The organism is Azospirillum tabaci (assembly GCF_014596085.1).
GTDB classification, from domain to species: Bacteria; Pseudomonadota; Alphaproteobacteria; order Azospirillales; family Azospirillaceae; genus Azospirillum; species Azospirillum tabaci.
In genome coordinates this window covers 1-19,469 of the sequence record NZ_JACCJY010000007.1, presented here as the reverse complement: position 1 = coordinate 19,469, position 19,469 = coordinate 1, and the positions used below count along the sequence as shown (strand labels likewise).

The window sequence follows — 19,469 nt, the reverse complement described above, 5'->3', positions numbered from 1 at the left end:
GTGGATTTGCATATTGCTGTATGCAATCACCATGTCAGATGCGGGCTTTGACTTGTTGCTTTATGAGCATCGGGGGAAGTCATGGGAATTTCCGACGTTTCGGCATCCTTGTTCCACGCCACCGCCGCGGCCTCCGTCCAGGCGAAGCCCGCCGCTGCGAAGGCCGGCGCCACGGACGGGACGGCACCGGCCGCCTTCTCCAAGACCGACAAGGTCGATCTCAGCAATCTGGCTTCGGCGCTCAAGGGTGATGCGCTCGACCTGTTCAAGAACCTGTCAGCGGATGATCGGACGTCGCTGGGCAAGCTCGTATCCAGCGGGGCGCTGTCGGCGGACGAACTCAACGACGCGCTGTCGTCCGCACTGAAATCGGAGCGCAAGAAGGCGTTCTGGCAGTCCGCAAAGGAAGACGCAGATGCAGGAGGCACTGCCGAAGGAGCGGCGCGTCAGCAGAGCATGAAGGCCATCTCGGATCGCATGGAATCAACTCTGGAGAGCCGGTATGCAGCCATGGATCGGCCTGGAATGAGCCCCCAAGACCGCTTGGCTGCGCTGAGTAAGCTGAGCGCAGAGATGAAGGATATGCAGGATTCCTGGGACCAGTTGGCCGGTATCGGAATGCCGATGAAAGCCTACACGCTCAAGGGAGGCGATGAGCGCTTCTTCGCAACGTCCAAAGAGCAAGCGGCAGGGCAGAAGTTTTCAGATCTGGGTTTCCAATCCGGGACCTTTAACAAGGTGGTGTCAACACTCGCCAAGGATTTTTCACAGAAGTATTTAACGGAGGAAGGGACATCTGAGATGAGATTGAGAAAATAATTTGCGCGTTCCGCAGATAATGTGCTTTTTACAAACCGCTTATTGGCAGGAACAGGGTGGGCGCGGACCCGGCGGTTTCTGCCTCGGAATTGTCACATCTTAATCAAGCGGAAGCGGTGCTATCGACGGTGTCGTGTCATCACTGCGTCCGCCCATGCATTCCGTTGGAACTCACATCGCTTCAGGGTCCGGTGACGCCGAAGACGTCCGCGCAGCCATCGTCGTGCCGACCTACAAGCATTCGGGCCTGCTGGTCGAGGCGTTGTCCACCGCGCTCGCCCAGGACACGGACTTCGCCTACGCCGTGGTCGTGGTCAACGACGGCTGCCCCTTCCCGGAGACCGGTCGGGTGTGCCGGGAGTTCGCGGCGGCCCATCCGGGGCGGCTCCATTACCTGCACAAGCGCAACGCCGGGCTGAGCGCGGCGCGCAACAGCGGGATCGCCTTCGCGCTGGACGCCTTTCCGGCGCTGGAGGCGGTCTACTTCCTCGATTCCGACAACCGCATCCGGCCCCATCTGCTGCAACGCATGCTGGACGCGCTGCGGGCGGCGGGGCCGGAGGTCGGCTGGGCCTATCCGGACGTCGACAAGTTCGGCTTCTTCGAGTTCTGCGACATGTCCGGTGCCTATTCGCCGCTGGAGCATCTGTTCCGCAACGTCAGCGAGGCGGGCAGCATGGCCTCGCGCCGCCTGCTCGACAGCGGCGCCCGATTCGACGAGGCGATGCGTCAGGGCAGCGAGGATTGGGAGTTCTGGCTGCAAGGGCTGGAGCGCGGCTTCCACGGCGTCCATGTGCCGGGCACCGGCTTCGGCTACCGCCGTCGCGGCGAGAGCATGCTGACCGAATCGGAGCGCGATTACCGCCCCATCCTGACCCACATCCAGAAGCGCCACCCCGCGCTGTTCGCGGTTCGGGCCGTGCTGCGGGCGGAGGCGGCGGTTGGTCGGCGCTACGCGGTGTATCTGCCCGACCGCGCCGTCGTCCGTTGCATTACCGATCCCGCGCTGGGTGAAGAGGACCTGCCGCTCGCCGACTTCGTGCGCCGCGCCCTGCGCGCGCCGGAGCGGCCCGGCTACGGGGAGTGCCCCGGCCTGCTGGCGGTGATGGACTCCGGTCTTTACGAACTGCTGAAGCGCCACCGTCTGCTGCGCGGCACGCTGTGGGTCCTGGAGCGCGCGGCGGCACAGGCAACCCTGGTGCGCGCCGAGGTGACGGCGCGGATGGCTGCGGGCGGCTGTGCGTTGTCCTGGTCCGGGGCGCCCGTGGGGTTGCAGGCGGACGCGCCGTTTCCTCTGCCGGACGGCGGAGCGGCGATGGCGATGCTGCCCACCGCGGTGCTGCTCGACCTCGTGCGGCGCCAGCCGGTGGGCATCCCCTTGCTGGAGCGGGACCCCCGGAAGCCCTGCGCCGAGGCCCGGCTGAGCCTCACCCTGGCGCTGCCCGGCGCGGTGCAACCGCCGGCCGGCGCCGATTCTGCCTTGTCCGCGCTGCGCGAGGCGATGGCCACGGCGTGGTCGCGGCCGTCCAACGGCGGCTGGGCGGCGGCGCCCATCGACCGCTACCGCGCCGGGGTCGCCACGCCGGAGGATGTTTACGAAACGGTGCATCGGCTGCCCTCGGTGCTGCCGCTGCTTCCCCCGGCGGGGAACCGGCGGCTCGCGGCGCTGGTGGCCGATCCCGCCGACGCGGCGGCGCTGGACACCGCCGTCCGCATGGCCCGCTGGCTGGCCGGGAAGGGCTATGACGCGCATCTGGTGGCGCTGGGCGGCGGAGACTTGTTCCTGACAGTGGAGGCGCTGGAGGCTTTCGCGTCGGTCATCCCCCATCCGCTGCCGCTGGTGCTGCCCGAACGCCCGCTGACCCGCCGTGACGCCTATCTGGGCACCCCGCTGCGTCCCTCGGACGCGGTGGAGGAGGATCGGGCGGTCGGTACGCTGGCCGTCTTCGATCTGGTTGTGACCGTGCGGCATGGCGCGGCGCACCCGCTGATGGGCCGGCTGCGCGCGCTCGGCGTGACGGGCTGGGCGCTGCTGGGTGCGTCCACCGTCCCGGACGCGCTGTCCCTGGCCGACACAGTCAACGCCTGTGCCGCTTTCGAGCACGCCTACCAAACCGTCGTGCCCCTCGACGCCCGGACCTTCCGCCTGTGCCAAGGGCTGGGGTTTCCACCGGACAAGCTGCGGCGCTGGGAGGATGCGACGGAGCCGGACGCCGATCCCGATTGGGCTTCATGCGCGCCTCTCTCCTCCTGTCTTCCCGAACCATCCGCGGCTGCCTGAGAAGGGTGTCATTATGAAGCTCTCAACCCCCGCGGCCCAGTTCGCCTCCCTCTACGACGGCACGCCGAAGCTCATCGCCATCGGCGCCTGCGCCGGGCTGGAACCAAGCGCCGTTCCCCTTCGCCTGCTGCGGCTGGTCCGTCACGACGGCGGCTATCTGCTGCTGTCGGGGGACGCCGGGGCGGCGGAGGGCGAGGCGCTGCGCACGTTGGCGGTTCCACCCGCCGCCGTTCGGGTGTTGTGGTCATGCGACGAGGCGGCGGGGCGGGACGCCGAGCGGCTGCTCGGCTGGTGGGAGGAGGCCGGCGGGCCGGACAGCGCGCCGCCGCAGGTGACGGGCGACGCCTCCACGCTGCTGCATGGCCTGTTGGCCCAGGCCGTCGCGGAGGTCGACGCGCTGCACCGCCGCAACGCCGGGCTTCAGCGGACTCTGTCCACCCTGCGGGAGGAATGGGGCCGCTCCGCCCGTCTGCCGCCGGAGGCGGTGGAACTTCTGGACGCCCTGCGCCTCAGCCCGCCGCGGCTGGTCTTCGCCACGCCGCGCCCGGTGGGAGCGCTGCCGGTGCCGCTGCGCCATGGCCGGAACCCCGCCGGGGTGGGCGAGATCGTGCAACGCCTTCCAGCGGGCGCGCGGGGGCTGGCGGGCATCGACCTGCATCTGGACCAGGCACCGAAGGGAAGCGGGGTGCTCGCCGTTGCCCTGACCGGGATGGAGACCGGCGAGGTCATCGCGGAATGGACGCTGTCGTTCGCCGAGTTGCGATCCGGCTGGCTGCCGCTGCGCCTGCCCGTCGCCTCCACCCGGATGGATCGTCTTCTGGACCTGCGGATCGCCGCCACCGGGGTGGTGACGGAGGCACCGCGCCTGTCACTGGCCCAAGCCGGTCTGCTCGACGAATACGCCGTCGCACCGCCGGCCCGCGCCATCGGACAGCCGGCCATGCTGGCGCTGCGGCTGTGGGGCGGGCTGCCGGGGCTGGAGTATGGCCCGGCGGAGCATCTGGCGCCGCATCCGGCGGCTGAACGCATGGTCTGGCCGCTGACCAAGCCGGTGCTGTCGCAACTGCGCAAGGGACGCGAGTTTGAAGCGACCTTCCCCTGGTTCGGCCTGCTGCGCGGCGGGCGCATCCTGCTCCATCCGCTCCACGGCGTCGTCACGGCGGCCCTCATTCCCTTGGACGAGGTGCCGGGTGTCGTGGCGGTGCGGGCGCGGGCGGTGATCGACGATCCGCGTTGCCGCACACCCATCGCCTGCAAGCTGGTGGTCGCCTCGCCATCGGTGACGGTGGACGAGGCGGAGCGGGAGGAGGGCATCCTGGCATCCAGCGGCTGGATGGTGCTGGAGGAGCCGCGCCGCCGGCTCGACCTGTCGGCTGCCCTGGCGTCTCCCTGGTCGGGGCCGATGGCGCTTCACCTCTTCACCGACATCCCGGACCGCGGCCACGGCCTGTACGGACGCACCATCTTTTCCGATTTCGAACTGGAGATCGATTCCCGCACCGCCTGGGCCAACCCACCCGCGCTGCCCGTGGTCGACGGGGTCGCCGCCACGCCGTGACCAACTATGCCTTGTGGCGGCGCACCAATCCTTTGGTGCGCTGCGGGGCAAGCTGTTGGTAATAAACTGTTCGTTAGGGTAAAGGAGGTCTTGCTTCAAGCCCAGGGGGTGGAAGGGCCATGTCGATCGCGTCCAGGACGCCGGACCGGTCCGGCTTCACCCGCCGTTTCCTTCACCTTGCCGGAGGCTTCTGGTCCGGCGGCTTTGGATCGGGCCGACGGAACTGGACGGTGTGGCTTCTCGTGGGGGCGCTGGGGCTCCTGACGGTCGGACAGGTGGTGGTTCCCATCCTGCTGAACCTGTGGAGCCAGCATCTGTTCGATGCGCTGGAGCAGCGCTCCATGGACCGCTTCGTCCTGATGATCGCGGCGGCGGGCGGCATCATCCTGTTCAACATCGTCAACACCATCCTGCATTTGCGGGTGAAGCGCCGCCTGCAGCTGGGTTGGCGCACATGGCTGACAAACAAGCTGCTGGGCGACTGGCTGACGCGCGGGCGGCAGCATCAGGTGACCTACCTGTCCGGCGACCACGACAACCCGGACGGGCGCATCGCCGAGGACATCCGCATCGCGACCGAGGCGGCGATCGACCTCGTCCTGTCGCTGTCCTACTGCGCGCTGCTGCTGATCAGCTTCACCAACATCCTATGGCGGCTGTCCGGCGCGCCGGAGGTGACGCTGGCCGGGAGCACATTCCATGTGCCGGGCTATCTGCTCTACATCGCGCTGGTCTACGCGGCCGTCGGCACGAGCATCGCCCTGCTGATGGGAAAACCGCTGGTGAAGGCGGTGAACCGGCGGCAGGGGCACGAGGCGTCCTTCCGCTTCGGCCTTGCCCGCGTGCGCGAGAACGCGCAGGACGTAGCGCTCCTGCATGGGGAATCGGGGGAGCGCCAGCGCCTTGGCGTGCTGTTCGGCGGGGTGCAGCGCGGCTGGAACGGCCAGACGCACGCGCTGTCCAACATGATGGTCTTCAGCGCCGCCTATTCGGTGCTGTCCGCCGTCTTTCCGATTCTCGTCGCCTCTCCCAGCTACATCGCCGGGGCCATCTCGCTCGGCGTGCTGATGCAGACGGCGCAGGCATTCCAGCAGACGGTGGGCGCCCTGTCCTGGCCCATCGACAACCTCGCCCGCGCGGCGGAGTGGAAGGCGTCGGTGGAGCGCGTGCTGGGCCTGCATGAGGCGCTCCAGCGTTTGGACCGCGAGATCGACGGGCAGGGGACGGAGCGCATCACCGTGGAGCGCAGCGACGGCGAGCATTGCCTGAGCTTCCGCGGGCTGTCCATCGCCGAGCCGGACGGGCGCCGGGTGGTGGAGCCCTTCGATCTGGAGATCCGCCCCGGCGAGCGCGTGCTGATCGTCGGCGACCCGGCGGCGGCCGTGCGTCTGTTCCGGGCGGTGGCGCGGGTCTGGCCCTGGGGTGGAGGGAGCATCGTCCTGCCCGCGCTCACCCGCGTGTTCTTCATGGCCGAACGCCCTTATCTGCCGCACGACACGCTGCGCGCCGCTCTCAGCTACCCCCAGGGGGTGGAGACGGTGAGCGATGCCGGCGCGGCGGAGGCGCTGGCGCGGGTCGGGCTCGGCCAACTGCTGCCGCGGCTGGACGAGCCCGACAGCTGGGACGAGGTTCTGGCGGTGCCGGAGCAGCAATTGCTTGGCTTCGCCCGCCTGCTGATCCACCGTCCCGACTGGATCTTCCTGGAAGACTCCACCGACAGCCTGGACCCGCGGACCGAGGAGGCGATGCTGCGCCTGATCGATGCCGAGTTCCCCGATGCCACCCTGATCACCATCGGAAGCCACCCCGGCCTGGAGGCGCATCACCGCCGCAAGCTGGTGCTCGAACGGGCGGACGACACCGTGCGGATGCGCGAGGTGCCTTGCGGGGACCGGAGGATCGCGGCCGTGGCCGAGTAGGGGGCGTCTTACTGCGGAATGGGGGCCGCGGCCTGAAGCCGGCGCACCAGAGCGGTCAGGGCGGCGCGGCGCTCCTCCTCGGATCGGCCTTCGGTCCGCAACTCCTCATGGATGCGCGTCGTGAGCGCGGACAGTTGGTCGGTGAAGCCGGTGCGATGCTTCTCGTCGAGGAATGGCAGAAAGATGTCGGACATGCCGAGGCGGCGGCCCAGTTCCTCGATCGGCAGAATGCCGACCGCGCCGCGTCGGCGCTCCACGTCCGCGAACCCTTGGATCAGCGCCATCTGGTCAAGGAAATAGGCCATGTTGCGCTGTCGCAGCCAATGCAGGAGGGCAACGGCCGTGCGCTCCAGAACGTCCAGCATGGAATCGCTCGGGCGCAGCACGATCAGCCCGTTGCTGATGGTGTTGTAAAGATAGTCGAGGCTGTCCGGCCGATGGATGAGCATCGCCTCCTCCTCCGGCGCCATGGCGTCGACGAGACGCCGCGGGTCGATCGGCAGCAGGGCGTCGATGTCGATCATCACCAGCGCCGGGCGCCCGTGGAGTTCCAGCACGTCGGGCGCCCTCATCAGGCGCAGGCAGGTGTACAGGGTGCGCCGGCTCGCCGGATCGAGGTCCGCTGGTGTCCGCTCGGTGCTGACGGTGAGGCGGCAGCGGCGCAGCGGCGCGCGCAGGCCGGCGATCACCTCCGCGATGTCCGGACCGGGGTCCGCGATGTGGATGTGCACCCGCTGCCCCGCGCCGCAGAAGGCCTCCACCGTCTGCAGCAGGGGCGTCGCGAAGAGCCGCAGGAACCGGTCGTCGCAGGCGGCGAACAGCAGCGGTCCCTCGCCCTCGGCGGCCGGTTCCGACTGGAAGCCGGCCCGGTGGTCCGTGCGCTCCTTTGGCGAAACCGACCGGCAGAGGACGTCGAATTCATCGCCGAAGGTGACGTGGCGCAGGAAGGGCAGGGCGGGGACCAGCCCCTCCAGCACGGACCGCCCCGCCGCCTCGTCTCCCGGCGACCGCAGGAGCAGCGAGCCGCGCAGGAAATCGATCCAGGGCAGCAGTTCCCGGTTCTCGGCCGCCGCGGCCTGACGGAAGCGGTCCAGCGCCCGCATTGCGGCGTCCGGGTGGCCCGCCGCGATCCGGTCGTTCGCCACATGCATGGCGATGTAGACGGGCGCCTTCCAGAACAGGTGCTTCGCCCGCGCCGCGGCCATCAGCCCGCGGGCATGGACGGCGAGGGCGGAAAGCCGGTCTCCGCGCGCGTCGAGAAGGGCCGCGTTCTCCCAGGCCGTGTAGTCCGTGGGTCGAATGGCCGCGGTGTCCTTGTAGGCCGTCGCGGCCCGGTCGGCATCGCCCGCCGCCTGTGCGGCCTCGGCCAGATGGAAGCGATCCTGTGCGTTGTTGGGACGCATCCGGACCACCCGCGCAAGGGTTGCGGCGGCCCGGTCCGCACTGCCTGCGGAGAGCAGGGCCAGACCGAGCCCGGACAGCGCCGCCGGGTCCGCCGGGTCGAGCGCCGCCGCCGCGTGGAACACGGGAATGGCGGCCCCGGCATCCCCGGCCTTCTGAAGCGTCGAGGCGAGATTGTAGGCCGCGAAGGGCGCGGCGGGGCGGAGCCGGAAGGCCCGGCGGTAGGCCGTCAGCGCCGAGGCTGGGTTGCCGGAGTTCGTCGCCGCGAGTTCCGCGGTGGCGTGGGCGATGCCCTCCTGCGCGGCTCCGTCGGCCGGATCGATGGCTTGGGCGGCGCGGTAGACGGCCAGCGCGGCGGCAGGGCGGCCGCCGGCCCGCCGCACGCCCCCCAGCGCGACGAGCGGTCCCCCCGCTCCCGGAGCCAGAGTGATGGCGCTCCGCAGGGCCGCCTCCGCGTCGTCGAAGCGCCCGAGCGCCTTCAAGGCAAGCGCGAGGTTGGAATGATAGGCGGCGACGTTGCCGCGGCGGGCGATGGCCTCGGCAATCAGGGCCGCCCCCTCCGCCGGATCGCCGGCTTGGCTTCGCAGCACGCCGAGGAGATGCAGCGCGTCGGGATGGCCGGGCTGCCGCTCCACGAGCGCGCGGTACAGAGGCTCGGCCCCGGCGAGGTTGCCGGTGCGGTGCAGCGCCACGGCGTTCGCGAGAAGCGCTTCGGGCGGCAAGGGCGCGTTCATGGGAAGCGATCCGCGATCTGAGGCAGCGATGGGCCCTTTCTATCGCAGAGGCTTCGGTCGGCTCAACAATGTCCACTGGAAGGGAAAGCGTGGGATTGCGTTTCCCGTTATGAAAGAGTTTTCTGGAAACCGGCGCAGGAGCAGGGGCGGCGGGTATGCAGGATCTTTCCACGAGCTTCCGGCAGGCGGTGGCCTTGCATCAGCAGGGTCGCCTGCCGGAGGCGGAGGCGGCTTACCGCATCGTGCTCCAGGCCGTGCCGGACCATCCGGACACGCTGCGGCTGCTGGGGCTGGTCGCCTTGCAGGCGGGTGCCGTTGCGGCGGCTTGCGAACGCCTGTTCCTCGCGGTCGCGGCCAACCCCGGATCGGCGGAATCCCTGCATGTTCTCGGCGGTGCGCTGCGGCAGGCCGGCGATCTCCGGCGGGCGCTCGACGCCTACCGCCGCGCGACGCTTCTGCGGCCGGTCTTTCCCGAATGCCATTTCAACCATGGCAACGCCCTGACCCAGGCGGAGCGCCCGGTGGAGGCGGCGGCGGCTTACCGGCAGGCGGTGGCCCAGCAGCCGCTGGCCGCGAACAGCCGCCTCAATCTGGCGGGGCTTCTGGTCCGCATCGGGGATGCCGCCGGGGCGGCGGTGCAGGCGAAGGCCGCGGTGGCTCTTGAGCCCCACCAGCCGGCGACGCTGGCGGCGCTCGGCCGGGCCGAGACGGGGGTGGGGAGCTTCGCCGCCGCGGAACGGGCGCATGGACGCGCCGTCCGGCTGGACCCGCGGCAGGAGGTGCTCGCCTACGAACACGGCCTTGCCCTGTCGTCCGCCGGCCGGATCGCCGAAGCGGCGACGCGCCTGCACGCCCTGACCCGCTCGACCGATGCGACGGTGCGCCGGGGGGCGAGGACCGCCCTGCACAATCTGGTGGTCCAGTGCGTCGACGCCGACGAACACCGGCAGGCCGCCGCCGTCACCCTGGACGCCTGGAGCGGGCGGGCGGACGACGGGACCGCCATGCTGCCCACCCGGGTCCGCATCGAGACCTCCAGCGCCTGCAACCTGCGGTGCCGCCACTGCACCACCGGCGTGGCCTACCGCAGCACCGACCGCCGCCTGCTCAAGCCGGAACTGTTCGAGCGCATCCTCGATGAACTCAAGGGGATGGAGCTTCTGGTCAGTTGCGTCATGTATCTGGGCGGCGAGCCCCTGATGAATCCGCATCTGGAGGCGATGATCCGCCGTCTGCGGGACGAGACGTCGGTGGCGCAGATTCACTTCGTCACCAACGCCATGCTGGTGACCGAGGAGCGCTGCCGCGCCCTGGCCGGCTGTGGTGTGGAAAAGATCATCGTGTCGATCGACGGTCGCACACCGGAGGAGAATGACGCCATCCGGCGCGGCTCCCACTATCCCACGGTGCGCCGGAACCTGACCCTGCTGCGCCGGTATCTCGAACCCGCCGGGGTGGAACTGGCCATCTCCAACAACATCCTGCGCCGCCCAGGGGACCCGCCGTCGCCAGTGACTCCGGCTTTTCTGCTCCGAGATTTTCCCGGCCTGCCGATCGCCACGAACTATGCCTACAAATGGCCGGGCTGGACGCAGACGGAGGAGGAAACGGTTCTGGCGGTCGAGACCGATCCGGGGCGCCGCCGCGGCTTCTGCAGCGCGCCGTTTACGGAAACGGTGATCCGTCCCAACGGGGACGTGACGCTCTGCTGCTACGACATCTCCGGCATCGAGGTCATGGGCAACCTGGGTCGGGGCTCCCTGGAAGACATCTGGAACGGTGAGCGCTATCGGGCGTTGAGGCTCGCCATGATGGCCGGTGACGAGGCGGCTCTGCCCGGCGTGTGCCGGAACTGTCCGGTCTACACGGGCGAGGAAATTCAGGAGCGGCCGGCGAGCCTGCCCGTCCCCGCTTTGGCGGCGGGGTAACCGCCCAGCGTTCCGCCAATCAGCGCCGAGTACCATTTGGCGGACTCCTTCGGCGTGCGCTCCTGCGTTTCGAAGTCCACATGGACGATGCCGAACCGCGTGCCGTAGCCGCCCCCCCATTCGAAGTTGTCGAGCAAGGACCACACGAAATAGCCGCGCACGTCGGCCCCGTCCTCCAGCGCCCGGGCCATCTCGCCGATGCAGGCCTGCAGATAGTCCAGCCGTTCCCGGTCCATCACGATCCCCTGCGTGTCGGGGGATTCCGGCGCCTTGGTGCCGTAGCCGTTCTCCGTCACGTAGATGGGCAGGCGGTAGCGCGCGGTGGCCTGCAACAGCGCCTTGTGGAAGGCGCTGGGCTGGAGCGGCCAGCCGATGTCGGTGCGCGGCATGTCCGGTGGCGGGGCGCCGAAACCGCAACCCCAGACGGCGCCCGGCTCGGCCTGGGCGAAGAGGGGCGCGTAATGGTTCATGCCGAACCAGTCCGTGGGGCGACAGATCCGCGCCATGTCGCCGGCCTGGACGTAGGGTTCGATGGCGCGGGCGATGCGCGGCGGGTAGTGCCCGAGAATCTGCGCGTCGGGGAAGCACAGGTTCCACAACTCGTCGAACAGGGCCGCCGCCTCGACGTTTTCGGGCGCCGGATCGGCGGGGCGGCAGGGCTGGAAGCTGTGCACCGCTCCGATGGAAGCCCGCGGCACCAGATCGCGCAGCACGTCCACCCCAGCCCCGTGGGCGAGGTTGGTGTGGTGGATGACCTTCAGATGCTCCCCGCGGTCGGACACGCTCGGCGCGCCCCAGCCCAGCGCGTAACCGAACAGGGTGAAGACGGAGAACTCGTTGAAGGTGATCCAGCGCGTCACCCGGTCGCCGAACCGGCGGGCGCAGAGGACGGCATAATCGGCGTACCAGCCGGCGCTGTCCCGGTTCGCCCAGCCGCCAAGATCCTGCAACGCCTGTGGCAGGTCCCAGTGATAGAGGCAGGCCCAGGGCTCGATCCCGGCTTCCAGAAGCCGGTCGATCAGGCGGTCGTAGAAGTCCAGCCCGGCCTCGTTCACCACCCCGCGTCCCCGCGGCAGGACACGCGGCCAGGAGATGGAGAAGCGGTAGGCGCCGACTCCGATGTCCCGCATCAGCGCCACGTCTTCGGCGTAGCGGTGGTAATGGTCGCAGGCGACGTCGCCGGTGTCGCCGTTGTCCACCCGGCCCTTCAGGCGGCAGAAGCTGTCCCAGATGCTGGGCCCCCGCCCGTCCACCGCCGCGGCTCCCTCGACCTGGAACGCCGACGTCGAGGTTCCCCACAGGAAGTCCTGAGGGAAACCGGAGGTGAGCAGGGGCATCGCGTGCCGTTCCACAGCCATACCTTCCAAAGGGGGAGCGCTCCGTCGAGCCGTTCGCTCGTCATTATGCCTGTTTCTTGACCATTCCGCCAAAGGTAGTATGGGTATGGACCCTGGGTGCGGATGGAGATGGCGATGGCGGACCTGCCGAAGGATTTTGTCTGGGGGGTCTCCACCTCCGCCTATCAGATCGAGGGTGCAGCGGCGGTGGAGGGGCGTGGCCCCAGCATTTGGGACACGCGCTGCCGCACGGCGGGTGGAGTGGTGAACGGCGACACCGGCGACGTCGCTTGCGACCATTACCATCGCTACGCCGAGGATGTGGCGCTGATGCGGGACATCGGCGTCGGTGCCTACCGCTTCTCCGTGGCGTGGCCCAGGGTGCTGCCGCGGGGGCGGGGCTCGCTCAACCAGCCGGGTCTGGATTTCTACGACCGCCTGATCGACACGGTGCTGGAGGCCGGGATCGAGCCCTGGCTGTGCGTCTATCACTGGGACCTGCCACAGGCGTTGCAGGATCTTGGCGGGTGGGCAAACCGGGACAGCGCTGGCTGGTACGCCGATTACACGGCTCTGCTGGCGCGGCGCTACGGCGACCGGGTGACACGCTGGATCACTTTCAACGAGTTCTCCGTCTTCACCCTGTTCGGCTACGCCATTCCTTGGGCGGCCCCCGGCATCACCGACCGTGACCAGCATTTGCGGGCCATCCACCATGTGAATCTCGCTCATGGGGCCGGGGTGGACGTGATCCGCGCCCTGGTTCCCGGCGCCTCCATCGGGGCGGTGCACAACCGCCAGCGGGTGCTGCCGGAAGGCGGCAGGCCGGAGAACGTGGAGGCCGCCGCCCTGCTGGATGAGCATTGGAACCTGACCTTCTGCGACCCACAGCTTCTTGGCCATTACCCGCCGCGCGTCGCCCGCGCCATCGAGCCCTACGTCCAGGCCGGCGACATGGCACGGATTTGCCGGCCCATGGACTGGTTCGGCCTGAATCATTATGGCCCGATCTTCGCCCGCGTGAACCCCGACACCACCTGGGGTTACGGCTGGGGCGACGCGCCCTCCGATTCGCCGACATACGGTGTCGGATGGGCGGTTTTCCCCGACACTTTTCGCGACGAGCTGCTGGAGATCACCCGCCGCTACCGCATGCCCATCGTCATTACGGAAAACGGCTGTGGCGGCAGCGATTCGCCCGACGAATCGGGCGTCATCGACGATCAGCACCGAATCAACTACCTGCGCCTCTATAACGCCTCAATGCACGAAGCGATTCGCGGCGGAGCGGACGTGCGCGGTTACTTCGTCTGGTCGCTTCTGGATAATTTCGAGTGGGGAAGCGGTTACGGGAACCGTTTCGGCATCGTGCATGTGGACTTCGAATCGCAGAAGCGCACGCCAAAAGCCTCCGCCCGTTGGTACGCCGATCTGATAAAGCACGCGCGTTCCGGCGCCTGACCGGGCAGCGATTTCATCACCGAAGCCTACTATTTCCGTTCGACTGGGCCGCCTGTGCGCGTGTCCTGCATGAAACACATTACACATTTGCATGTTAAACCTGACGCACAGGCTTGCGCTTTGCGCATCACTTTGCCCATCCTCCGTTCTGGATCATTCGTTCTCGAAGGAAACTGACATGCAAAGCAGCGACACCGACGGTTCTGAGAATTCGGCCACCGATCTGGTCGCCATGACGGGCAAGATCGTTGCGTCTTATGTCCGCTCGAACCAGATCGCGGTGAATGATCTTCCGAACCTCATCCGGATCGTTCACCAAAGTCTGTCGGGTACGGGCCGTCCGGTGGAACCGGAAGCGGTGGAACTGCGCCCCGCCGTGCCGGTGAAGAAGTCTGTGATGCCGGACTACATCGTTTGCCTTGAGGACGGCAAGAAGCTGAAGATGCTGAAGCGCTATCTGCGCACGGCTTATGGCATGACGCCGGACGAATACCGCCGTAAGTGGGGCCTGCCCGCGGACTATCCGATGACCGCCCCGAATTATGCGGAGCAGCGTTCCGCTTTTGCCAAGTCGATCGGCCTCGGCAAGAAGGCCGCCGCTCCGGCCAAGCCGGCCCGTCGCGGTCGCGCCAAGAACGTGGCCTGACCACGCCTCCGCTCCGAACCGTCCCTTTTCCGGCACCCGGGAAGGGGGCGGCGGGGGCGGTTCCATGCTGTTTGCCCCGGCCTCAGCGCTGCGCGATGCGCGGTGTGGCGAGGCTGTTCAGGCTGGTGATCCACTCCGACAGGGTGACGAAGCGGCAACCGCGCGTGCGCAGCAGGCCAATGGCCTGGGGAAGCGCCTCGGCGGTCGCGTTGTAGGTGGTGTGCATCAGAACGACGCTGCCGATGGTGCCGGTGGCTTCGAGTTGCGCCATGATCTTGCCGGCGTCGCGGGTGAACCAATCACGCGTGTCGACGTTCCACAGCGCCGGGCTCATTTTTTCCTGCTCGACGGCACTCAACGTGTCGTTGTTCCAGCGTCCGGCGGGCGGGCGGAACAGCACCGGGTCGGCGCCCGCTTCGGCCAGGATGCGATTCGTCTCCGCGATCTGCGCGCGCTGGGCCTCGGTGGTCAGCGTGCGCATGTTCGGATGGGTCAGGCTGTGGTTGCCGACCTCGTGGCCTTCCCGGACGATTCGCTGAATGATCCGGGGGTGGCGGACCGCGACGTTGCCGATCGGGAAGAAGGTCGCCCGCACCCCTTCGCTGCGCAGGATGTCGAGGATGCGTGGGGTCACCGCCGGGTGCGGCCCATCGTCGAAGGTCAGGGAGCAGAGATTCCAGCGGCTGGCCTTCAGAGCACCGATGTCCACCCGCGCTTCGTTGCCGGGCACGATGGCGGCGATCCGCGACAGCCGGGCGGCCTGCCGTTCGATCTCCTGCATTTCCCGGCTCTGGTCCGGACTGTAGGTGACGACGCCGTTGTGGTCGTTGTCCTCCGATGCGGCTGCGGGGGCTGCCGTCGGCTGCTCTTCGGCGGCATCCACCACGAGACAACTGCCGCCACCGCCGACGATTCGGCGACAGACGAAGTTGGGGTCGAGGTCGGGCAGGGGCGCGGCCCGCAGGATGAAGCCGGAGTCGGGAACCTCGGGCTTTTGCAGGGAGACTCGGGGAACGAGATCGGCGACCATGTCGGGCTGGCGCCGGACGACGGCCTTCCAGGCAACCCAGGCGTCGGCCTCCGTCCGGTAGACGCCGAATTGCAGCATCTTGGCCGTTTGCCCACCGGCGTCCTTGCGGACCGTGGTGACGGTGGAGAGATGCGGTTGATCCGCAGCCCGGGCTGGGCCGGTGAGCGGGCCATAGGCCATCGCCGCCAACAGGCCTGCGGTCAGCAACCCGAAGCGCTTTTGCCCCCGCATCGTTGCGCGGGCAAAGCTATGGACGGTGGAGAGGCCCGAACCTGACGTCATGTGCGATCGACCATCAACATCGCCGCGGTGAGATCAGGTGTGGGCGATACCTCTTATGGAATAGAGCAAAATTTATCACGCCTCCATAAGGATCGTCGTCAAAGGTACGATGTCACGGATTTCTCGAGCATATTTTCCATAATGTACCTTATGGGATCTATTGGCGGGTGCGAGACGGGGGCTTGTCCCGACGCTTCGGGCTCCGGCTTCATGCTCCTGCTTTCCGTCCCGGATGGGCCGCCGGCTCAGCGCCTCCGCAGGAGAGTCACGCCGTCTCCCACAGGCAGCATGCAGAGGGTTACCCTCCCGTCTTCCAGACGGGCCGCGTTGAAGGCACGGATGGCCTCGGTCTTGTGCTTGCGATCTCCGGGGTCGGCGACTCGTCCGCGCCACAGGGTGTTGTCCACCACGATCAGGCCACCACGCCTCACGAGGCGCAGGCACCGCTCGTAGTAGGCGTCGTAGTTTTCCTTGTCGGCGTCGATGAAGGCGAAATCGAACGACTCGCCCTCGCCGTTTGCGAGGAGCTTGTCCAGGCTGTCGAGCGCCGGCCCGATGTGCAGGTCGATCTTGTCCGCGACCCCGGCCTCGGACCAGATCGCGCGGGCCTGGGAGGTCCACTGCTCGTTGATGTCGAAACTGATGACGCGTCCATCGTCCGGCAGGGATTGCGCCACCGTCAGCGCGCTGTATCCGGTGAAAGTGCCGATGTCCAAGGTCCGACGCGCGCCGGTCATTTCGACCAGGAAAGCCAGAAGTTGGCCTTCTTCCGGCGCGATCTGATAATGGGCCTCGGTCAACTTGGCCGTCTCGGCGCGCAGCTTCGCCTGGATGGCTGTCTCGCGCAGGGAAGCGCCGAGCATGTAGCGGTAGATGGCGTCGGGCATGAAGATCGACTGCACGGTCAAGGACTCCGCTCCCCAATCTGGTCGCCCGCTCCTTGCGGACGTCCGTTCACATGTGGGGAGTGGCAGCGATTCCGAAAGGTTCCCCCGTGTTCCCGGTGGTCGCCTCCGCCCCCGGTCAATCCGGACCCTGCCCGAAGGCGAATCGCAGGGCGTCCGCCACGGCCAGCGGCAGCATGGAGCCGTGGCTTTCCTCAACGAAGTCATGAAAGGCGAGCCGCAAGCCTGGAACCGTCGCAAGGGTGGCCGCGACCTCCCTCCCCGTCTGTCCGGAGCGCAGGCGCTTCAGCCGCTCGGCGTCCGCCGCGGGCAGCGGGCGCTCCACCAGCTTGCCGGACGTTTCGATCAGCAACGCTGTGCCGGAGACCACGTCCGCACCCTTCGAACGCGCCAGGAATGCCGCTTGCTCTTCTAGGATCGCCTGACCGCTCCACCAGATGGCCGGGTCGGCGGCGACGTAGGTCTGGAACAGCTCCCCCTTCGTGTAGAGGACATAAAGGGAGAACAGCCCGCCCAACGAATGGCCGAACAGAGTCCGGCGCCGACGGTCGACGGGCAGGCGCGCTTCGACCGCAGGGATCACCTGCGTCTCAATGAAGGCCAGGAAATCGTCGCGCCCGCCGGTTTCGATGACGGAGGCGCCGTCCCGCGACGGCGGAATGAATTCCGGCGGAGTCGGCGGGGTCAGGTCGCGGTAGCGGCGGAGGATGTCGAACGGCTCGTCAGTCGGATAACCGATTCCGACGACCGCAGCGGAACCGTATGGTTCCTGCGGATTCGGACCGATAATCTTCTCCATCATCGGCACGGTCGCGTTGCCGTCCAGCAGGAAGATGACCGGATATCCCCCCGGTGGCGGCGGTTCGGATGGACGGACGAGGAAGATCCGGTAATCCAGGCCCGTCCGGTCGGCGCGCAGATCGAATCGTTCCATCTTGCGGACCTCTTTCATGGTCTCGGCTGTCACGGCTTCGGCTGTCACGGCTTCGGCCGGCGCGGCCTGGACGCTGAAGCTGGACAAAGCCGCCAGCAGTGCGGTCGTGGCGAATCGGAGCATCGGCGTCGGTTCCTGCGCAATCGGACGGTGTGGACCGGCGCATCGGTTGGAACCGTGCTCGCGGCCCCATGTTGTTGCACGGTCAGCAGCAGGAGAGCAACGTGATGAGAAAACTCCTTTCCGCAACGGCGGTCACCCTTGTCATGGTCGCGGCCGGGCCGTCGCTCGCCCAGCAGAGCGCCGCCATCGCCAACCCCGCCAACGCCTATCGGGAGGTGAAGGACGACAGCGTCATGGTGCCGTCCCTCAAGCGGACGGTCGGGCAGCTGGACGACATGGATGTCCTAGGGCCGGACGGCACGAAGATCGGCGAGGTGGAGGACGTGCTGATGGACGCCTCGGGGCAAGCGGTCGCCGTGGTGGTGGATGTGGTGCATGGCGTGGGGATCGGCGACAAGGAGGTCATCGTCGGCCTGGACCAGTTGCGCGACGACGGGCGTAGCCTGACGACCATGCTGTCGAACGCGCAGCTTGGCGCCCTGCCGATCTGGGACGATTAAGGCGGAGCCGGCCCCAACGGGCATTGACGCCGATCGCGCTCTGGTTGTCCCTCCCCCTTTTTCGCGATATCTGCAGACGCGGTGCGGAGAAGGGGGAAAAGGGCGATGACCGTTCCGCTGTCCCGACGTCGATTTCCGCGGCGAGGCCTCGCGGCATGTCTGGCTGTCCTGATCGGTGTCGGCTTGCTCGCCCTGCCCGCCCGCGCGCAAACGATCACCCCGAAGGACGCCGTGGAACGACTGTTCATCGGTCCGGCGCTCGAATTGGGATGCGTCCTTCAACGGCTCGCTCCCGGAACGCCGGTCACTGTCGAGACCCTCGCGGCCTTGATGATCCAGCAGAGCGAAAACACGGCGACGGATGCGTCGCTCCGTCGACTCGGGCTGGCCGCAAGGGAGGCTGAGGCCAAGCGCACCGCCGATGGCCGGCCGGTCTGCACCGTCCTCACCGCCAACGGCGGCCAGCCGCAGCCGGACGACCGCCTTGCCCGGCTCTTCTCCACGCTGTTCCGCAGCGTGGAGAAGAGCCTATAAGCGCCTGTTACTGCGGCGCCATGCGGATGGCGCCGTCCAGCCGGATCACTTCGCCGTTCAACATCTCGTTTTCGAGGATGTGCTGCACGAGCCGGGCGTATTCGGAGGGCTGGCCGAAGCGCTTCGGGAAGGGAACCGTGGCGGCGAGGCTGTCCTGGACCTCCTGAGGCATGTTCAGCAGCATCGGCGTGCCGATCAGGCCCGGCGCGATGGTCATCACGCGCACGGCGCTGCGCGCCAGATCGCGGGCGGCGCAGATGGTCAGGGCGACGACGCCGCCCTTTGACGAGGCGTAGGCGGCCTGCCCGATCTGACCCTCATAGGCGGCGACGGAGGCGGTGTTGACGATCACGCCGCGCTCCCCCGACTCCAGCGGGTCGAGCTTGCCCATGTCCGCGGCGGCGAGGCGCAACATGTTGAAGGTGCCGATCAGGTTGACCTCGATCACCTTGCGGAAGTCGTCCAGCGCCATCGGACCGTCGCGTCCGACGATCCGCTTGGCCGGAGCGACGCCCGCGCAGTTCACCGCGATGCGGGCCGGGCCATGGGCCGCGCGAGCCTCGGCCACGGCCTTTTCCGCCGACTCGGCGCTCGACACGTCGCAGAGCAGGCCCAGACCGCCGATCTCCTCGGCCACCTGCTTGACCGCCGCCTCGTTCATGTCGAGCACGGTGACCTTGGCGCCGAGCTTCGCCAGATGGCGCGCGGTTTCCGCCCCCATGCCGGAGGCGCCACCGGTGACGATGGCGGCCTGACCGTTGATCTGCATCACACTCTCTCCCTGATGTCGTTATTGAAGTCCCCTCTCCCCTCCGGGGAGAGGGTTAGAGCGCCGATCAAAACCTCTCTCCGGCCAAGCGAAATCAACGGCTTGGGTCCACAGAGGCGGGGTTTTGATCCGCACTCTTAGGGTGAGGGGGTTGCCCTTGTGCCGGACGCCTCACGTTGCACATCCCCCTCACCGGCCCTACGGGCCACCCTCTCCCCGAGGGGAGAGGGCTAGGTCACATCCCGCCCGGATAGTTCGGGCCGCCGCCGCCCTCGGGGACGACCCAGTTGATGTTCTGGGTGGGGTCC

Annotated in this window: 16 protein-coding genes; 9 read left to right on the top strand and 7 right to left on the bottom strand. The window is 68.1% G+C overall.

Features of this window, described 5'->3' with window-relative positions; all coding sequences use genetic code 11:
* Positions 1–81 precede the first annotated feature (81 nt).
* The 4 genes from H0B54_RS10500 (at position 82) to H0B54_RS10485 (ending at position 6,577) form a co-directional block, all read left to right on the top strand.
* Positions 82–819 (top strand): hypothetical protein, encoded by a 738-nt coding sequence (locus H0B54_RS10500; protein WP_188260259.1) that lies wholly within the window; start codon positions 82–84, stop codon positions 817–819.
* Between the two features lie 223 nt (positions 820–1,042).
* Positions 1,043–3,100, top strand: coding sequence for a glycosyltransferase (locus tag H0B54_RS10495; protein ID WP_188260258.1), 2,058 nt, complete (start codon positions 1,043–1,045; stop codon positions 3,098–3,100).
* A 13-nt stretch (positions 3,101–3,113) separates the two neighbouring features.
* Positions 3,114–4,658, top strand: a complete 1,545-nt coding sequence (locus H0B54_RS10490; protein ID WP_188260257.1) for a DUF6212 domain-containing protein — start codon at positions 3,114–3,116, stop codon at positions 4,656–4,658.
* A 119-nt stretch (positions 4,659–4,777) separates the two neighbouring features.
* Positions 4,778–6,577: an ABC transporter ATP-binding protein/permease gene (locus H0B54_RS10485; protein WP_188260256.1), complete on the top strand. Its 1,800-nt coding sequence runs from the start codon at positions 4,778–4,780 to the stop codon at positions 6,575–6,577.
* 8 nt (positions 6,578–6,585) lie between these two features.
* Here H0B54_RS10485 and H0B54_RS10480 read toward each other — a convergent pair whose 3' ends face one another.
* Positions 6,586–8,712, bottom strand: coding sequence for a tetratricopeptide repeat protein (locus tag H0B54_RS10480; RefSeq protein WP_188260255.1), 2,127 nt, complete (start codon positions 8,710–8,712; stop codon positions 6,586–6,588).
* Positions 8,713–8,867: 155 nt separating this feature from the next.
* Between H0B54_RS10480 and H0B54_RS10475 the strand changes: the two genes are divergently transcribed.
* Positions 8,868–10,640, top strand: a complete 1,773-nt coding sequence (locus tag H0B54_RS10475) for a radical SAM protein (protein ID WP_188260254.1) — start codon at positions 8,868–8,870, stop codon at positions 10,638–10,640.
* Here the strand turns inward: H0B54_RS10475 and H0B54_RS10470 are convergent.
* Entirely contained in the window at positions 10,592–11,977 is a 1,386-nt protein-coding gene (locus H0B54_RS10470) for a GH1 family beta-glucosidase (RefSeq protein WP_188260253.1), read from the bottom strand. The two genes, H0B54_RS10475 and H0B54_RS10470, sit on opposite strands and share 49 nt — an antisense overlap.
* A 135-nt stretch (positions 11,978–12,112) precedes the next feature.
* On the opposite strand from H0B54_RS10470, the gene H0B54_RS10465 reads away from it, so the two are divergent.
* Positions 12,113–13,438 carry a GH1 family beta-glucosidase gene (locus H0B54_RS10465; RefSeq protein ID WP_188260252.1) on the top strand — a complete coding sequence of 442 codons (1,326 nt, stop codon included), beginning with the start codon at positions 12,113–12,115 and terminating at the stop codon, positions 13,436–13,438.
* A 178-nt stretch (positions 13,439–13,616) separates the two neighbouring features.
* On the top strand, positions 13,617–14,084 hold the full coding sequence (locus H0B54_RS10460) for a Ros/MucR family transcriptional regulator (protein WP_051658475.1): 468 nt from the start codon (positions 13,617–13,619) through the stop codon (positions 14,082–14,084).
* An 82-nt stretch (positions 14,085–14,166) separates the two neighbouring features.
* Here the strand turns inward: H0B54_RS10460 and H0B54_RS10455 are convergent, their stop codons facing one another.
* From H0B54_RS10455 to H0B54_RS10445, 3 genes are all read right to left on the bottom strand, one after another.
* The gene (locus H0B54_RS10455; protein ID WP_246472452.1) at positions 14,167–15,396 is read right to left on the bottom strand and encodes a polysaccharide deacetylase family protein; all 1,230 of its coding nucleotides are present in this window, start codon (positions 15,394–15,396) and stop codon (positions 14,167–14,169) included.
* A 245-nt stretch (positions 15,397–15,641) separates the two neighbouring features.
* Positions 15,642–16,298 carry a class I SAM-dependent methyltransferase gene (locus H0B54_RS10450; RefSeq protein ID WP_343068925.1) on the bottom strand — a complete coding sequence of 219 codons (657 nt, stop codon included), beginning with the start codon at positions 16,296–16,298 and terminating at the stop codon, positions 15,642–15,644.
* Between the two features lie 121 nt (positions 16,299–16,419).
* Positions 16,420–17,358 (bottom strand): alpha/beta hydrolase, encoded by a 939-nt coding sequence (locus H0B54_RS10445; RefSeq protein ID WP_188260250.1) that lies wholly within the window; start codon positions 17,356–17,358, stop codon positions 16,420–16,422.
* A gap of 104 nt (positions 17,359–17,462) precedes the next feature.
* On the opposite strand from H0B54_RS10445, the gene H0B54_RS10440 reads away from it, so the two are divergent.
* Both H0B54_RS10440 and H0B54_RS10435 read left to right on the top strand, forming a co-directional pair.
* Positions 17,463–17,858 (top strand): PRC-barrel domain-containing protein, encoded by a 396-nt coding sequence (locus tag H0B54_RS10440; protein ID WP_188260249.1) that lies wholly within the window; start codon positions 17,463–17,465, stop codon positions 17,856–17,858.
* A gap of 105 nt (positions 17,859–17,963) precedes the next feature.
* Positions 17,964–18,392, top strand: a complete 429-nt coding sequence (locus tag H0B54_RS10435) for a serine hydrolase (RefSeq protein WP_188260248.1) — start codon at positions 17,964–17,966, stop codon at positions 18,390–18,392.
* Positions 18,393–18,399: 7 nt separating this feature from the next.
* On the opposite strand, the gene H0B54_RS10430 is transcribed toward H0B54_RS10435, so the two are convergent.
* On the bottom strand, positions 18,400–19,161 hold the full coding sequence (locus tag H0B54_RS10430; RefSeq protein WP_188260247.1) for an SDR family NAD(P)-dependent oxidoreductase: 762 nt from the start codon (positions 19,159–19,161) through the stop codon (positions 18,400–18,402).
* A gap of 235 nt (positions 19,162–19,396) precedes the next feature.
* A partial coding sequence (locus tag H0B54_RS30505; protein ID WP_188260386.1) for a 4Fe-4S dicluster domain-containing protein occupies positions 19,397–19,469 on the bottom strand: 73 nt, incomplete at its 5' end.

Bases quoted from the DNA above. Each gene is read 5' to 3' on its own strand.
- H0B54_RS10430 (WP_188260247.1), bottom strand. From the start codon at position 19,161: ATGCAGATCAACGGTCAGGCCGCCATCGTCACCGGTGGCGCCTCCGGC.
- H0B54_RS10490 (WP_188260257.1), top strand. From the start codon at position 3,114: ATGAAGCTCTCAACCCCCGCGGCCCAGTTCGCCTCCCTCTACGACGGC.
- H0B54_RS10440 (WP_188260249.1), top strand. From the start codon at position 17,463: ATGAGAAAACTCCTTTCCGCAACGGCGGTCACCCTTGTCATGGTCGCG.
- H0B54_RS10480 (WP_188260255.1), bottom strand. From the start codon at position 8,712: ATGAACGCGCCCTTGCCGCCCGAAGCGCTTCTCGCGAACGCCGTGGCG.
- H0B54_RS10470 (WP_188260253.1), bottom strand. From the start codon at position 11,977: ATGCCCCTGCTCACCTCCGGTTTCCCTCAGGACTTCCTGTGGGGAACC.
- H0B54_RS10435 (WP_188260248.1), top strand. From the start codon at position 17,964: ATGACCGTTCCGCTGTCCCGACGTCGATTTCCGCGGCGAGGCCTCGCG.
- H0B54_RS10460 (WP_051658475.1), top strand. From the start codon at position 13,617: ATGCAAAGCAGCGACACCGACGGTTCTGAGAATTCGGCCACCGATCTG.
- H0B54_RS10500 (WP_188260259.1), top strand. From the start codon at position 82: ATGGGAATTTCCGACGTTTCGGCATCCTTGTTCCACGCCACCGCCGCG.
- H0B54_RS10485 (WP_188260256.1), top strand. From the start codon at position 4,778: ATGTCGATCGCGTCCAGGACGCCGGACCGGTCCGGCTTCACCCGCCGT.
- H0B54_RS10465 (WP_188260252.1), top strand. From the start codon at position 12,113: ATGGCGGACCTGCCGAAGGATTTTGTCTGGGGGGTCTCCACCTCCGCC.
- H0B54_RS10445 (WP_188260250.1), bottom strand. From the start codon at position 17,358: ATGCTCCGATTCGCCACGACCGCACTGCTGGCGGCTTTGTCCAGCTTC.
- H0B54_RS10455 (WP_246472452.1), bottom strand. From the start codon at position 15,396: ATGACGTCAGGTTCGGGCCTCTCCACCGTCCATAGCTTTGCCCGCGCA.
- H0B54_RS10475 (WP_188260254.1), top strand. From the start codon at position 8,868: ATGCAGGATCTTTCCACGAGCTTCCGGCAGGCGGTGGCCTTGCATCAG.